The following is a 15,242-nucleotide window of genomic DNA, read 5'->3' on the forward strand; positions in this document are numbered from 1 at the left end:
CGGATCCGGGGCCCTGCGTCCTCCCCCGCTGCGCCTGGTGTGCGGGGGAGGACGGTCTGTGAGCTGGGTCGCCGCAACAGCTACCGGTACCCAGCTTGTAGTCATCTCAGGCCGTCGATCGCTTTCTTCGCGCCGGGGTGCAGCGGCACCGGATCGGTCTTCTCGGCGTTCTCCAGCTTGATGCCCTTGGCGGCTGCGTTCACCGCGACCAGCGCGTCCATGTTGTCGTAGACGACCTTCGTGAGCTGCTCCGCGAGCTCGTCCTTCATGTCCTTGCGGACCAGCAGCACGTTCGGCACGATGATCGTCGCCACGTCGGCCGGCTGCTTGTACGTCGCCGCCGGGATCGGTGCCTGCGAGTAGATCGAGCCGTACTTCTCCTGCATTTTCGGCAGCAGATCCGCGATCGGCAAGAGCTTGACGCCCTTGCCCAGGCTGGTGAACAGGTCGGTGATGCCGCCGGTCGGCAACCCACCGGACCAGACCAGAGCGTCGATCGACCCGGACTTCATCGCGTCCACCGACTCCGGCAGCCCGAGCCGTTGCGCGGTGACGTCGGTGGCCGGGTCGAGTCCGGCCGCCTCGATCAGCCGGCGCGCGATCACCTCGGTGCCGGAGTTCGGCGAACCGGTGGAGACCCGCTTGCCCTTCAGGTCCGCGATCGAGTTGATTCCTGCCGACGTCCGTACGGCGACCTGCGTGTAGTTGTTGTACAGCCGGGTGAGCGCGACCACGTCCTGCTTGGCCTTGAAGCTGTTCACGCCGTTCACCGCGTCCGCCGCCGAGTCACCGAGCGAGAACGCGATGTCGTAGTTCCCGCCGACCAGGCCCTGGATGTTCTGCACCGAGGCACCGGTCTCGCTGGCCGTCGCCCGATAACCCGACATCTTCTGCGAGATCACCGAGGCCAGCGCACCACCGAGCTGGTAGTACACCCCCGTCGTGTTGCCGGTGGCAATCGTCAGCCGGCCACCGGATTCCGTTCCGGAGCCGGACGGTTCCCGCTGGCCGCCACAGGCAGCGAGCGAGACGAGGGCAACAAGCGCCACCGCGGCGGTGGGGAGGCGACGGAGTCTCATGAGGCAAGGGTTCCTTCCTCGGCAGAGGTCTGGCGTTGCCGCCGGACCAGATTGATGACGACGGCAACAAGTAGCAAACAGATTCCGGCGGTGATGGTTACGGGCGCGAGGTAGAGCAGCAGCGCGGCGGCCGGTACGCAGATCGCCCGCTCGAGCCAGGTCGCCCGGACGAACACCCAGCCGCCGGTGACCACGGCGAGCGCGGCCACGGCCAGCATCGACACCACCGTGGTCCACACCATGCCGACGAACGATCCCTGCCCGAGCAGGTGCGCGCCGTTGTCGGTGAGCACGAACGCGAACGGCACCAGGAACGCCGGCAGCGTGTACTTCCACGCCTGCCACATCGTCGGCATCACCTTGCCGCCGGTGATCGCGGCGGTCGCCACCGCGGCCAGCGCGGTCGGCGGCGACACCTCGGACAGGACGGCGTAGTAGAAGATGAACATGTACGACTCGGCCTTCGCCACCCCGAGGTTCTCCAGCGCCGGCGAAATGATCACCGCCGCGATGATGAACGACGCGGTCACCGGCACCGCGAGCCCGAGGAGCAGGACGGCGAACCCGGACAGCACCACGGTCAGGATCAGCACCACCGTGTGGTTGTCGGACAGCCCACGCGCCCCGTTGACGATGATGTCCGCCATGTTCAGCCCGAGACCGGTCTGCGTAGTGACCGCGACGATCACGCCCGCGGTCGCGCAGGTCGCCGCCACCGGCAGCACCGAACGGGTGCCCTGGGCAAGCGCCTTGAACAACCGCTTCCCGGTCAGCCGGTGCTCACGGTCCAGGAACGACAACCCGAACTGGATGATCACCGCGTAGACCACGGCCTTGAACGGCGGTACGTCGACCGCCATGAACGCGATGATCACGAACAACGACAGGAAGTGGTACCCGAACCGCAGCAGCAACCGCCACGCGGACTGCTGAGAGGTCTCCCCCGACGTCGTCCCGTGCTTGCGGGCGTCGATCTCGATCGCGAGCAGGATGCCCAGGTAGTACAGGATCGTCGGGATCACGGCGTACCCGAGGACCTTCAGGTACGAGACCTGCAGGAGCTCCGCGATGATGAACGCGGCCGCGCCGAGGGTGGGCGGGGACAGGATCGCGCCGATACCTGACGCGGCGAGCATTCCGCCTGCCGGTTCGGCCGGGTACCCGGCCCGGCGCAGGATCGGCCACGACACGGTGCCGAGCGACACCGCGGTCGCCGTACCCGAGCCCGAGACGCTACCGAGCAGGAAGCCTGCCATCGTGACCGTACGACCGGGCGCCGTCCGGCTGCGTTTGAAGGCGGCGAACGACAGGTCGATGAAGAACTTGCCCGCGCCCGAGTAGTCGAGCACCGCGCCGTAGATGGTGAAGAGCACGATGTACGACGCCGCGACCGCCAACGGCGTCCCGTAGAACCCCGCCGTACCCATCGTGAACTGCGCGATGATCGCGTCGAAGTCGAAGCCCTTGTGGGAGAGCAACCAGGTCTGGGGCAGGAATCCGCCGTAGTACGCGTAGGCGATGAACACCAGGCTGATCACCGGCAACACCCAGCCGGTGGTACGTCGGCACGCTTCGAGCAACAGGATCAGCAGGAGCGCGCCCGCCACGACATCCGCTGTGGTCGGAACCTGGCTGCGTTCGAGAAAGCCGTCGAAGTCGAAGAGCGGGTAGACGCACACCGCCAGCGCGACGAGCGCCAGGATCCAGTCCGCCACGCCCGGGTCGTCGTGCGACCGCGCCTTGAACGGATTGATGAACGCGGGCACGCGAAAACCGCGGTAACACAGCAACGTCATCGGCAGAACCGCTGCGAGAAAGATCACCAAGTAGAACTGCGTGCCCTGTGGTAGTGGGACAAACACTTGCGCTAGGACGCCGACGCTGATGATTGCGCACCAGACCGAAATGACCAGATCCAGGGCAGGCCGAAGCCGCCGAGCGGGGCGTTCCTGCTCGTACTCGGCCAGTTCTTCCTCAGAGGGCACGGTTACGCCGCCCCCGCCAGCACCGACAGTCATCGACCGGTTCCCTCCTGTGTCCGGAAGGCTAATGTTGCCGAACACTGCGTGGAGTCGCGTGATTACGTCTTTACCAAGATCTGACACATCGGGTCGTGACCTGGCCTACGATCACCGCATGAGTGGCGCGGTACGGATTCTGCTGGTCGAGGACGATCTCGATATCGCCAATGCCCTGATACCTGCTTTGCGGCGGTACGGCCTGATGGTGACGCACGTCCGCACGGCCGCGGACGCCTTGGCGGCGGATCCCGGCGACCTGGTTCTGCTGGACCTCGGACTGCCTGACGGGGACGGCATCAACGTGTGCCGGCAGATCCGCACGGTGTCCGACGTACCGGTGATCGCGGTGACCGCGCGCGGCGAGGCGGCCGACCGCGTACGCGGCCTGCGCAGCGGCGCCGACGACTACGTGGTGAAACCGTTCGCGATATCCGAGCTCCTGGCCCGCATCGATGCTGTACTACGGCGTACCGGTCTCTTGCAGCCCCGCCCCCGGGTGACCGTCGGCGACCTGACCGTGGACATCGAGGCCCGGACGGTTCAGGTGGCGGACAAGCCCATCAGTCTGACCCGCAAGGAGTTCGACGTGCTCGCAGTGCTGGCCGCTCACCACGGCCGGGTGGTTCCCCGTGAACAGGTCGCGCTGTACGCCTGGCAGTCGGTCTTCGAGGCGTCGTCGCGCACCATGGACGTGCACGTCGCGAGCCTGCGCGCCAAGCTCGGCCGGCCCGAACTGGTGCAGACCATCCGCGGCGTCGGCTACCGCCTGGGTTCGGACTGACCGTTGCGCCGTCGACTGCTGCAGTCCCTCGTCCCGATGGTCGTCGCGCTGGCGATCGTCGCTGTGATCCCGCTGGCGAACTTCATCGCCACGAGCAACTCGCGCACGCTCTTCCTGTCCCGCAGCAACGACGCGGACTGGTTCGCCGCGATGGCCGAGTCCCCGCTGCAGACCGGCGACATCGCGAACCTGCGTGAGCTCGCGGTCCGGTACCAGGAGCTCTACAACACCCCTGTCTTCGTCGTCGACGTCGACTCCCGCGTCATCGCCACCTCGGTTTCCGGTGTGGACGTGAAGGAGGACGACATCGCGACCGCCCTGCACAGCACACTGGCCGGGCGCCTCCCACCCGAGCCGCCGGCGCTGTGGCCGTGGGCCTCCGGCGAGATGATCGTGGCCCGCCCGGTCGTCAACAACGGCAGCGTGCTCGGTGCCGCCGTACTGCGGGTGCCGACGGACAATGCCCGCGACCAGGTGCAGCGCGGTCTGCTGCTGCTCCTCGGCGGCCTGCTGATCAGCATCGGCGCGATCATCATCGGTATCGTCCGGCCGATCACCCGCTGGGTGCTGCGGCCGCTGCAGGACCTCGACAACGCCACCCACCAGATCACCCGCGGCGCGCTCGACACCAGAGTCTCGACCGACGGTCGTGCGCCGGAGCTGCGCCGGCTGGGCGACAGCTTCAACTCGATGGCGCTGAGCCTGCATCAGGCACGGCAGCGTGAGCGCGAGTTCGTCGCGGACGCGTCGCACCAGCTGCGGACGCCGCTGACGTCGGCCCGGATCCACATCGAGGGCCTGTCCCGGCTGTCGCCGACCGCGCGGTTCGCGCTCAGCGACATCGACCGGCTCGGCCGGATCGTCCAGCGGCTGTCCCGGCTGGCCGGCTCCGACCGCCCGTCGGCCGATGCCGAGGGCAACGAGGAGCCGCTGGACCTCGCCCAGGCGGTGAAGGAGCGCCTGGTCGGCTGGAAGGCCGTGTACTCCGCCGACGACCTGGAGCTGATCATCGGCGAGATGGTTCCGGGCGGGGTCGCGCCGGAGCTCGAGGTCGACGACATCCTCGACGTACTGCTCGACAACGCGTCGAAGTACGGCGCTCCGCCGGTGGAGGTCTCGGTCACCCGGGACGGCACCGAGGTGGTGATGTCGGTGCGCGACCACGGTCTGGGGCTCGGCTCCCGGGACCTGAAGAAGGTCGGCGAGCGGTTCTGGCGCAGCGCGCACCACCGGGAGATGCCGGGTACCGGTCTCGGCCTGGCGATCGTCCGCTCCGAGGCGGCCCGGGTCGGTGGCCGTGTGGTCGCCCGCCCGCCGATCGGCGGCGGCCTCGTCATCGAGGTCCGCGTCCCCCTGATCGACGACTACGACGTCTGAGCTGGTGCGCAGTACCGCTCAGATGTGATTCTGGCGGTACCAGCGTTCCGCGGCGGGGTGCAGCGGGACCGGCATGGTGGCGATCGCCGAGCGGGGGTCGAGCGCACCGGCTTCGGGGTGCTTCGGGATCAGGTCGTTCTGCCGGCGGAACAGGGTGTTCACCGTCCACCACGCCCAGGAGTCCGACAGGTTCGCCTTCGCGATCAGAAGGTTCGGGACCGCGAGCGTCGGCACCGAGCTGGCCAGACCGTACTGCGACGGCGGGATCGCGGACACCAGGAAGCCGCCGAACTCCTTCAGCGCGATGTCCTGCGCGACCGCGCCGATGTCCAGCAGCCGGAACCCGATGCTCTTCTGCAGGGCGGCAATCGGATCGGTCGGGACGCCGCCGCTCCAGATGAACGCGTCGATCGAACCCTTGGTGGCGGTGCCGCGGGGTTGCACGGCAGCGGCCATCTGCTCGAGGGACAGGTTCTTCCGGATCACGTCGACCTTGGCCGGGTCCAGGTCCGGGTTCTTCTGGATCAGGTCGGCCTTGGCCTTGTTCAGGATCAGGTTCGCGACGATCTCGGTCCCGGAGTCCTTCGGGCCGACACCGACGACCATCTTCCGCGTCGGGTCGGCCTTGCTCGGGAACAGGTCGTCGAGGCTCTTCGCCTTCGACGCCATCGGTACGACGACGTGCACGTAGTTGTCGTAGACGCGGGCGAGTGCCGAGAACCGCAGCGGGCCGGTGCTGAAGTCGCCGGTGCCCTCGTACGCCGCGAGCGCGGAGTCCGACGTACAGAATCCGAGGTCGGCCTGAGCGACGGGTCGGTGGGCGACCTTGATCAGGTTGTCCACCGACCCGTCGCTGACGATCGGCTTCAGCTCCATGCCGGTGACCTCGCTGACCAGTGCGCTGAGCGCCGTACCGAACTTGTTGTAGACACCGTTCAGGTTCCCGGTCGAGAACACCGCGGCCTCCGAGGGCGCCGGTTCGTCCGCGCGGCCGCGCGAGCAGCCGGGCAGCAGCAGTCCGGACGCGGCGGCGGCACCGAGGCCGAGCACGCTGCGCCGCGTCATTCCGGTCCGTGTCATCCCAGTCGGCCGGGCAGGGGGCAGCAGGCGGGGGCGATCCATGCAGACAACCTAGACAACAATGAGGCCTCGGGGGTAGCCGTGTCGGCGCCCCGCAATCCAACCGCTACTGACAGAGATTCACACAGCAAGAGACAAACTGCGTCTGGACGCATCCGGGGTCGGTGTGACAGCGTTGTCATCGGTGCGGTCCTATCGGCCGCGTGAGGATCATTTTCCCGGAGGCTGATTTCGTGCACGACGACCGTCAACTCATCGAGGAGCGGCTGCAGCGCGCCCTGCGGGAGCGGCTCCGCCCCGCGATCTACGGCGCGGCGGTCCCGCTGGACATCGAGGTGTGGCACGCACCCGGTGAGCCGGTGTCCCCCGCCGAGGCGCTCGCCCAGACCTACGAACCGGCCGAGATCGGGCTGCCGTGGGGTCCCGCCTGGGGCACCGCGTGGTTCAAGTTCAGCGGTCAGGTGCCGGCCGAGTGGGCCGGCCGCGAGATCGAGGCGGTCATCGACCTCGGCTTCAGCGGCGGCCCCGGGTTCTCCGCGGAGGGCCTGGTGCACACCACGTCCGGCCGGCCGATGAAGGGTCTGCACCCGCGGCAGACCTACGCCCCGCTGTCGATCCTCGGCCCGGACGGTTCGGCGGCCTCGCCCGGCGACCGGATCGAGTTCTACGTCGAGGGCGCCGCGAACCCGGAGATCCCGCTCGACAACGCCTACGCGAAGGTCGACATCGGCGCCAAGCTCGGTGAGACCCCGATCTACCAGCTCACCCGCGCCGACCTGGCCGTGTTCAACGCCGAGGTGTGGGACCTGATCCTGGACCTCGAGGCGCTCGACGGCCTGCAGCGTGAGCTGTCGCTGCAGGACCCGCGCCGCAAGGAGATCCTGCGGGCGCTCAGCCGTTCGCTGGACGCGCTCGACTACGAGAACGTGGCCGGCACCGCCGCGGACGCCCGCACCCAGCTGACCGACGTACTGAGCCGGCCGGCGCACGCGAGCGCGCACCAGCTGTCCGCGGTCGGGCACGCGCACATCGACTCGGCCTGGCTCTGGCCGCTCCGGGAGACCCGCCGCAAGGTGGCCCGGACGGTGTCCAACGTTGCCACCCTGGCCGAGGAGTACCCGGAGCTGGTCTTCGCGTTCTCGCAGGCCCAGCAGCACGCCTGGGTGAAGGACAACTACCCGGAGGTCTGGGAGCGGCTGAAGAAGGCCGTTGCCGAGGGCACCATCGTTCCGGTGGGCGGCATGTGGGTCGAGTCCGACACCAACCTGCCCGGCAGCGAGGCGCTGGCCCGGCAGTTCGTGCACGGCAAGCGGTTCTTCCTGGACGAGTACGGCATCGACACCCAGGAGGTCTGGCTGCCGGACTCGTTCGGCTACACCGCGGCGCTGCCGCAACTGGTGAAGCTGTCCGGCTCGAAGTGGTTCCTGACCCAGAAGATCTCCTGGAACAAGGAGAACAAGTTCCCGCACCACACCTTCTGGTGGGAGGGTCTCGACGGCACCCGGGTGTTCACCCACTTCCCGCCGATCGACACCTACAACTCGGACCTGTCCGGTCGCGAGCTCGCGCACGCGCAGCGGAACTTCCAGGAGAACGGCGCCGCGACCCGGTCGCTGGTCCCGTTCGGGTACGGCGACGGCGGTGGCGGCCCCACCCGTGAGTTCGTCGCGACCGCGCGCCGGGTGGCGAACCTGGAGTCCTCGCCGAAGGTGACCATCGAGTCCCCGACCGAGTTCTTCGCCGCCGCCGAGGACGAGTACCGCGAGCACGCGCCGGTCTGGTCCGGTGAGCTCTACCTGGAGATCCACCGGGCGACGTACACCTCGCAGGCGAAGACCAAGCAGGGCAACCGGCGCAGCGAGCACCTGCTCCGCGAGGCCGAGCTGTGGAGCGCGGCGGCCGTCGTCGCCGGCAAGCTCGACACGTACCCGTACGACGACCTCGACCGGCTGTGGAAGGTCGCGCTGCTGCACCAGTTCCACGACATCCTGCCGGGTTCCTCGATCTCGTGGGTGCACCGCGAGGCGGAGGCGACGTACGCCCGGGTCGCCGAGGAGCTGAACGCGATCATCGCCAAGGCGCAGCAGGCGCTGGCCGGCGAGGGTTCGGAGCAGATCGTCTTCAACGCCGCTCCGCACGGCCGCAGCGGTGTCGCCGGTCTCGGCGCGGGCGTCGCGGCCGTCGAGGGCCAGGCCGTCACGGTCGAGAACGGTGTCCTGGACAACGGCCTGATCCGGGTCACCGTCGACGAGCGCGGCCTGATCACCTCGCTGTACGACGTCGAGGCGCAGCGCGAGGTCATCGCACCGGGTGCCGTCGGCAACCTTCTGCAGCTGCACGTGGACACCCCGAACCACTGGGACGCGTGGGACGTCGACTCGTTCTACAAGAACAACGTCCGGGACGTGACCGAGGTCGACAGCGTCGACTTCAGCACCGCGGACGGGGTCGCGACCGTGGTCGTGAAGCGGTCCTTCAACCGGTCCACGGTGACCCAGACGCTGCGGGTCCGCCCGGGCACGAAGCGGGTCGACATCGAGACCGAGATGGACTGGCACGAGGCGGAGAAGTTCCTGAAGGCGGCGTACCCGGTCGACGTGCACGCGGACCGGTCGGCGTCCGAGACGCAGTTCGGGCACATCTTCCGGCCGACCCACCAGAACACCTCGTGGGACGCGGCGAAGTTCGAGATCGCGGCGCACCGCTGGGTGCACGTCGGCGAGCCCGGGTACGGCGTTGCCGTGGTCAACGACTCGACGTACGGCCACGACATCAACCGGACCGCGCGGGAGGACGGCGGTACGACGACCACCATCCGCACCTCGCTGATCCGGGCGCCGCGGTTCCCCGACCCGTTGACCGACCAGGGCGTGCACACCGTGAACCACGCGCTGGTGGTCGGCGCCGGGATCCCGGAGGCGATCGAGGAGGGCTACCGGATCAACCTGCCGGAGCGGGTCGTCAGCGGCGCCGCGGGCGTCGAGCCGATCGTTGCCATCGACAACGACAACGTGATCGTCGAGGCGCTCAAGCTGGCCGACGACGAGTCCGGCGACGTGGTCGTCCGGCTGTACGAGTCCAGCGGCGGCCGCTCCCGCGCCACCGTCACGCCGTCCTTCGCGGCGGCGTCGGTGACCGAGGTCGACCTGCTCGAGCGGCGCCTGGCGGACCGGGAGCTGCAGGACAACGGAGTCACCTTCGAACTCCGCCCCTTCCAGATCCTGACGCTGCGCTTCAAGCGTTCCTGACGCCCGCCCCCCCCGACGGCCCGCCCATCCCCCCTGGGCGGGCCGTCCCATTTGCCTGGCAGACCCAGGAATTTGCCTGGCCTGCCAGGCAAATCGGGGGTTCCTGACCCTGAGAATGGGTCCGGAACCCCCGATTTGATGGGTGGGCCAGGGAAATGGGGACTCAGTGGGCTGCGGCGGCGACCAGCTCGCCGAACGCCTGCATGCCGCGGGCGCTGGGGTGGAGCGGGGCGGCTGCCGAGGTCGGGATGAGGCCCTCGAGCCAGCGCTGGGTGATGGGGGCGCAGGCGTCGTGGCCGATGCTCGGGGTGCGGAGGTCGACGTACTGCGCTCCGTGGTGGCGGACCGCGACGACCTGATGGCGACGCTGCGGTGCTACCTCGGGAACGCGCGCAACCGGCGACAGACCGCGGCCGACCTGCACATTCACGCGAACACCGTCGACTACCGGCTCCGTCAGGTCGGCCGCCTGACCGGGCTCGATCCGGTCCGCGACGACCAGCTGCCGAGGATCGTCGCAGCGCTTGTCGCGTTCGACGCCCAGAGATCGACAACGGTTCACCCGGCTGACGTAGCGTGAACGGTATGGCTCCGACACCTTTGCTCGGTTCCCGGACGCTCGACCGGCAGACGGCCCGCACACTGCCGCCCGGGCCGAAGCTGCCGACCCTCGCGCAGACCGTGCTGTTCGCGAGTCACCGCAGGACGTTCTTCCCGCGGATGCGGGACAAGTACGGCGACGTGTTCACGATCCGCCTGGTGCCGTCGAGCCGCGTGTGCGTCGTCCTGAGCCGGCCCGATCACATCCGGGAGGTGTTCGGCAGCCCGCCGTCGGTGATGCACGCCGGCGAGGGGAACACGGTGCTCGAGCCGATCATGGGTTCGCACTCGCTGCTGCTGCTCGACGACGAGGACCACGTGCGGATGCGGAAGCAGCTGATGCCCGCGTTCTCCGGTGCGGCGCTGCGCGGGTACGCCGCGATGGTGCTCGAACTCGCCCAGGCCGAGGTCGCGAAGTGGCCGGTCGGGAAGCCGTTCAAGGTGCATCACCGGATGCGGAACCTGACGCTGGAGATCATCCTGCAGGTGGTCTTCGGCGTCACCGACGTCGACCGGCTGAACACCCTGCGGCCGTTGATGGACAAGATCGTGTCGGTGTCGCCGGTGATCATGCTCGGCGGGTTCTACCCGCCGCTGCTCCGGGTGCGGCCGTGGAAGACGTACCTGGACACGCAGCAGCAGGTCGACGAGATCCTGTACGATGAGATCGCCGCCCGGCGCGAGACGTTCGCCGGGCGCACCGACGTACTCTCGCGGTTGCTTGCCGCAGGCAACTGGTCGGACGTGGAGCTGCGGGATCAGCTGGTGACGCTGCTGCTGGCCGGGCACGAGACGACGGCCACCGCCCTGGCGTGGGCGTTCCACGAGCTGGCGCGCCGCCCGGCGGATCTGGAGTTCGGTCAACGCGCCGCCGACGCCGGCTCCGACGACGAACTCGAGGCGATCCTCAAGGAAGCACTGCGGCTGCACCCGGTCGTCTACCAGGTCGGCCGGCGCCTCACCGAGACCACCGACGTCGCCGGCTACCGGCTTCCCCGGGGCACGACCATCATGGCCGCGATCGGCCTGGTCCACCGGGATGCGGAACACTTCCCGCAGCCACAGCAGTTCCGCCCGCAACGCTTCCTGTCCGACGATCCGCCCGCGCCCGGCACCTGGATGCCGTTCGGCGGCGGGGCCCGGCGGTGCATCGGCGCCGGCTTCTCCCTGATGGAAGGCACCGAGATCCTCCGCGCCGCCCTCGCCACCTACAACTTCCAGGCCCCACACCCCAAACCCGAACCCGCCCAGGCCAAGAACGTCACCCTGGTCCCCCGCCACGGCGCCGAGATCCTCGTCACCCGCAGGTAGCGGTCAGTCCTCCAGGTCGCCGACGTCTCCCAGGTCGACGTCGCGGTAGGTCTCGAGATCCGTCTCGTCGTCGTCCTCGAGTTCGAACTCTTCGTCGACGACGTGTACGGCGGCTTCCTCCGCGCCGGCCGCGGCGCCGTCGATGCCGACGTCCTCGGCGTACAGCTCGCTGTCGTCGTCGCTGCGCGCGCCCTCGTCGGAGGCGACCAGGCGACCGGAGCGTTCGGTGCCGACCTGCGGGCCGCCGACGTCCTCACTTTCTTCGGCGTACGGGTCGGGGTCCGGGTCCTCCTGCGCGATCCGCTGGTCCAGTGTCTCGCCCTGCAGCGCCTCGTCGGCCGTCGTACCGAAGCCTTCGCCCGCGGACCACTTCTCCGGCGGCGAGTACCCCTCGTCGAGCAGGTCGTCCACGCCACGGTCGTTGAGGGTGTCACCCGGCTGCAGCTGATCCTCGTCGTCGACGGAGTAGCTGCCGTAGTCCTCGCGGTTCTTGTCGGTCATGAGGCAACAGTGAACCGCAGAGCGCCGATGAATCAAGCTGGCGCACCCATCGCGCAGAATGGGGCCCGTGGATCCGGTCAGGCTGACGTTGGACCAGTTGCGGGAGCTGCGCGACGACATCGCGCCGCAGGCCGCACGGCGGTCCCGTGCCTCGATCCACCGGCGGATCGAACGCTGGCGCAGCCGGGCCTTCTTCATCGCCCAGTGCGCGCTCGCGGCCGGGGTGGCGTGGGCGATCGCGCGGTACGTCGTCGGCCACAAGCAGCCGTTCTTCGCGCCGGTCGCCGCGATGGTCTGCCTCGGATTCAGCTTCGGCCAGCGCCTCCGCCGGGTCGCCGAGGTGATGGTCGGGGTGGCGGTCGGGGTCGGCGTCGGCGACCTGTTCGTCAAGGCTTTCGGCACCGGCATCACCCAGCTGATCTTCGTGATCGCGCTCGCGATGAGCGTCGCCGTACTGCTCGGCGCCGGCAACCTGATGACCACCCAGGCCGGCGTCCAGGCCGCGATCGTCACCACGCTGCTGCCCAACCCCGGCGCCGGCTTCAGCCGCTGGCAGGACGCGGCGCTCGGCGGGCTGGTCGCGCTGGCGGCCGCAACGATCGCTCCGGCCGCGGCCATCAGACGCCCTCGGCAGCAGGCGGCGGGCGTCCTGAACGAGCTGGCCGAGATCCTGGTCGAGACCGCCGACGGCCTGCGCGAACGTGACGAGGAGGCCGTCACCGACGCGCTCCGCCGCGCCCGCGCGAGCGAGTCCCGGCTCGACGACCTCCGCAGCGCCGCCGAGGAAGGGGTCGCGGTCGTCCGGCTGTCCCCGTTCCGCCGCCGGCACCGCGGGCGGGTCCAGGAGATCGCCGATCTCGTCGTACCGCTGGACCGGGCGATCCGGAACACGCGGGTCCTGGTACGCCGGTGCGCGGTGTCGGTGTGGCGCGACGAGCGGATGCCCGACGAGTTCCCGATGCTGCTCGAACGCCTCGCCGACGGCACCCGTCTGATCGGCGAGTCCCTGTTCGAACCGGCCGCCGACGTCGCGGCGCACCGCGTGCTGGGCGAGCTCGGCCGTCGTACGGCGGAGATGCCGCTGCCGATCGGACTGTCCGCGGTCGTCGTCCTCGGTCAGCTCCGCTCCACGATCATCGACCTGCTCGAACTGACCGGGACGTCGTACGACGACGCCCGGAAACTCGTCCCACTGCGGCTGGACGGACTCGACGAGACGTAGTGACTCAGGTCACAACGCGGATTCCCGTCATACCTTCGGGCCCCGGGCGTCTCACTGGCATGACGATCCACCGACTGATGAGCACGATGGCCACCGAGCAGGTCCGCCAGCTCGAGGACCTGTTGGCCGTCGACAGCACCCAGACCACAGACGACCGGACCGACGCCGCCGCCGAGCAGTAAGGCGCCAGCCGGACGAACGGACCCGGGCGGCGCACCCGGACGGTCTGGCCCACCGAGCCAGACCGCACGGAAGTCGCACATCAAACGCAGAGGCGCCCTCGTGCGAGGCGCCGCCGGATCCGTTACCGGTGCACCGCCACAGAGGTGCACCAGACCACCCGCCGACCGTCCTGACACCGTTTGCGCGAGGTTCAGGCCGGTCGGCGGGTGGTTTTATTTGCTGGTAGCAACAGTGATCTCGGTGGTGACCGAGTTCGCGATGAAACACTCCTGGTGCGCGAGATGGTGGATCCGCTCGAGCGTCTCGGCGTCCGGCTCGGCGCCGTTCCAGACGATCTTCGGGTTCAGCGTCACTTCGGTGATCGCCAGCCGGCCGGCGGCGTTCTTCGCCATCACGCCGACGGCGTGGTCGTCGTACGCGTCGACCACCATCCGCTTCCGGGCCGCGATCGCCAGGAACGTCAGCATGTGGCAGGACGACAGCGCCGCCACGAACGCTTCCTCCGGGTCGACCGGGCCCGGGTTGCCCAGGTACTTCGGGTTCGCCGAGCCCGGCACCGTGATGCCGCCGTCGAAGCGCCACTCGTGGTCGCGGTCGTAGGTGTCATAGGTGAACTCGTGCTCACCACGGCTCCAGCTCACGTCAACCACGTGCTCCGACATACTCAGATCACCTTCCGACGACATCTCCATGGCACCACTTTGGTGCTGTCACAGGGTTGCATCGTACAGCGGTGTGCCCGGGCAGCTTGGCGACGAAGTCGCTGTCGTACCGCGCGGCCATGCCGGCGACCGGCCAGTCCGTCGTCACGACCTGCGCACCACTGGCCAGGGCGATCCCGAGCCGGCCGTAGTCCTTGTCGCGGATCGTTGCCATCGGCTCGTCCGACCGGGTCCGGATCAGGTACCCCTTCGACACCAGCCGCTGGATCTCTGCCTGGTTCGCGCCCCGCGGGTCGTTCACCTGCGTGACCGCCGCGTCCGGCTCACCCTCGGGACCCCGGGTGAAGACCGCCCGGCCCTCGAGGTTCTGGTGGCCGGTCCGGTAGAGGTCGCGGATCGCGCCCGGGCCGCCGTTGTCGAAGTAGAACAGGACCTGGCCGCGGGCCTCGTCCAGCTTCGGCCAGCCCTTGGTCAGAACCGACTGCTCCAGCGTCAGGCCGGGCTTGCGGACGTCGTCCGGCGTCAGCAGCTCCTTCTCGGAGAACACCGACCGGATCTCGGAGTCGACACCCTGCAGATTGGCTGCGTCCCACGGCGGCGACTGGACTCCGCCTGCCGCGACCACCTTCGGGTCGGACTGCTTGAGCTCGAGGTTGATCGTGATCGGCACGTGGTTCGGGTGCTGGTCGGACCACGACTTCACCTGCTGCAGGCACAGGACGAAGGTGTCGCAGGTGGTGTTGTAGTCGAAGTCCGGGATGTGCATGACCTTGATCCCGGGACGTGCCATCGCCGGGTCGGTGAGCGGCCCCTGCCCGGTCAGCTTCCGGATCAGCGGGTACGTGTACAGACCGCCGTCCGGGTCCGGCAGCAGGTCGAGCTCGAGCGTGCGGACGTTCTGGTCCTCGAGCTGCTGCGTGATCGGCGCGTGCGAGTACCAGAGGTCGACCGAGCCAGGGTTCTGCGCCTGCTGGACCTTCTGCTCGGCCGGGCTCAGCTCGCGGTGGTACGAGTTGTGCGACCCGATCATCTGGACCTGATTGAACCGCAGACCCGAGCCGTTCTCGGCGGACGCCGAGTTCTCCCGGGTGAGCGCCGTACCGGCGACCCCGGACGCGGCCAGCGCGACGGATGCGAGACCGACAACGGCGGATTTGTTGATGCGCATACGAAGTTC

At 69.0% G+C, this 15,242-nt stretch carries 13 protein-coding genes; 7 read left to right on the plus strand and 6 right to left on the minus strand.

The genetic code is table 11. The annotated features are described in order from the left end of the window. Positions 1-101 precede the first annotated feature (101 nt). Together E0H45_RS34310 and E0H45_RS34315 are read right to left on the minus strand one after the other, a co-directional pair. Entirely contained in the window at positions 102-1,079 is a 978-nt protein-coding gene (locus E0H45_RS34310) for a TAXI family TRAP transporter solute-binding subunit (protein ID WP_131345178.1), read from the minus strand. Continuing rightward, entirely contained in the window at positions 1,076-3,097 is a 2,022-nt protein-coding gene (locus E0H45_RS34315; protein ID WP_131345180.1) for a TRAP transporter permease, read from the minus strand. Before E0H45_RS34315 ends, E0H45_RS34310 begins: the two co-directional genes overlap by 4 nt. A 118-nt stretch (positions 3,098-3,215) precedes the next feature. Here E0H45_RS34315 and E0H45_RS34320 point away from each other — a divergent pair, with 118 nt between their 5' ends. Together E0H45_RS34320 and E0H45_RS34325 are read left to right on the plus strand one after the other, a co-directional pair. Next, a complete protein-coding gene (locus tag E0H45_RS34320; protein WP_012918592.1) occupies positions 3,216-3,881 on the plus strand; it encodes a response regulator transcription factor in 666 nt (221 codons plus the stop codon). A 3-nt stretch (positions 3,882-3,884) separates the two neighbouring features. Beyond that, entirely contained in the window at positions 3,885-5,258 is a 1,374-nt protein-coding gene (locus E0H45_RS34325) for a sensor histidine kinase (protein WP_238155497.1), read from the plus strand. 18 nt (positions 5,259-5,276) lie between these two features. Here E0H45_RS34325 and E0H45_RS34330 read toward each other — a convergent pair whose 3' ends face one another. Beyond that, positions 5,277-6,380 carry a TAXI family TRAP transporter solute-binding subunit gene (locus tag E0H45_RS34330; RefSeq protein ID WP_238155498.1) on the minus strand — a complete coding sequence of 368 codons (1,104 nt, stop codon included), beginning with the start codon at positions 6,378-6,380 and terminating at the stop codon, positions 5,277-5,279. Positions 6,381-6,571: 191 nt separating this feature from the next. Between E0H45_RS34330 and E0H45_RS34335 the strand changes: the two genes are divergently transcribed. The 3 genes from E0H45_RS34335 to E0H45_RS34345 all read left to right on the plus strand — a co-directional run bounded on the left by E0H45_RS34335 (position 6,572) and on the right by E0H45_RS34345 (position 11,497). Next, entirely contained in the window at positions 6,572-9,586 is a 3,015-nt protein-coding gene (locus tag E0H45_RS34335) for an alpha-mannosidase (RefSeq protein ID WP_131345970.1), read from the plus strand. Positions 9,587-9,944: 358 nt separating this feature from the next. After that, on the plus strand, positions 9,945-10,166 hold the full coding sequence (locus tag E0H45_RS43810; RefSeq protein WP_131345973.1) for a helix-turn-helix domain-containing protein: 222 nt from the start codon (positions 9,945-9,947) through the stop codon (positions 10,164-10,166). 5 nt (positions 10,167-10,171) lie between these two features. Continuing rightward, positions 10,172-11,497 carry a cytochrome P450 gene (locus E0H45_RS34345; protein ID WP_131345184.1) on the plus strand — a complete coding sequence of 442 codons (1,326 nt, stop codon included), beginning with the start codon at positions 10,172-10,174 and terminating at the stop codon, positions 11,495-11,497. Positions 11,498-11,500: 3 nt separating this feature from the next. Here the strand turns inward: E0H45_RS34345 and E0H45_RS34350 are convergent, their stop codons facing one another. Further along, on the minus strand, positions 11,501-11,998 hold the full coding sequence (locus E0H45_RS34350) for a DUF5709 domain-containing protein (RefSeq protein WP_131345186.1): 498 nt from the start codon (positions 11,996-11,998) through the stop codon (positions 11,501-11,503). Between the two features lie 67 nt (positions 11,999-12,065). On the opposite strand from E0H45_RS34350, the gene E0H45_RS34355 reads away from it, so the two are divergent. Both E0H45_RS34355 and E0H45_RS43715 read left to right on the plus strand, forming a co-directional pair. Beyond that, entirely contained in the window at positions 12,066-13,220 is a 1,155-nt protein-coding gene (locus tag E0H45_RS34355) for an FUSC family protein (RefSeq protein WP_238155501.1), read from the plus strand. A gap of 59 nt (positions 13,221-13,279) precedes the next feature. Then, a complete protein-coding gene (locus tag E0H45_RS43715; protein ID WP_255512232.1) occupies positions 13,280-13,402 on the plus strand; it encodes a hypothetical protein in 123 nt (40 codons plus the stop codon). A 213-nt stretch (positions 13,403-13,615) separates the two neighbouring features. Here the strand turns inward: E0H45_RS43715 and E0H45_RS34360 are convergent, their stop codons facing one another. Both E0H45_RS34360 and E0H45_RS34365 read right to left on the minus strand, forming a co-directional pair. Further along, positions 13,616-14,065, minus strand: a complete 450-nt coding sequence (locus E0H45_RS34360; protein ID WP_131345190.1) for an OsmC family protein — start codon at positions 14,063-14,065, stop codon at positions 13,616-13,618. Positions 14,066-14,072: 7 nt separating this feature from the next. Beyond that, positions 14,073-15,233, minus strand: coding sequence for a phosphatidylinositol-specific phospholipase C1-like protein (locus tag E0H45_RS34365; RefSeq protein ID WP_131345192.1), 1,161 nt, complete (start codon positions 15,231-15,233; stop codon positions 14,073-14,075). Between the last annotated feature and the right edge of the window lie 9 nt (positions 15,234-15,242).

This window comes from Kribbella soli (assembly GCF_004331345.1).
GTDB lineage: Bacteria > Actinomycetota > Actinomycetes > Propionibacteriales > Kribbellaceae > Kribbella > Kribbella soli.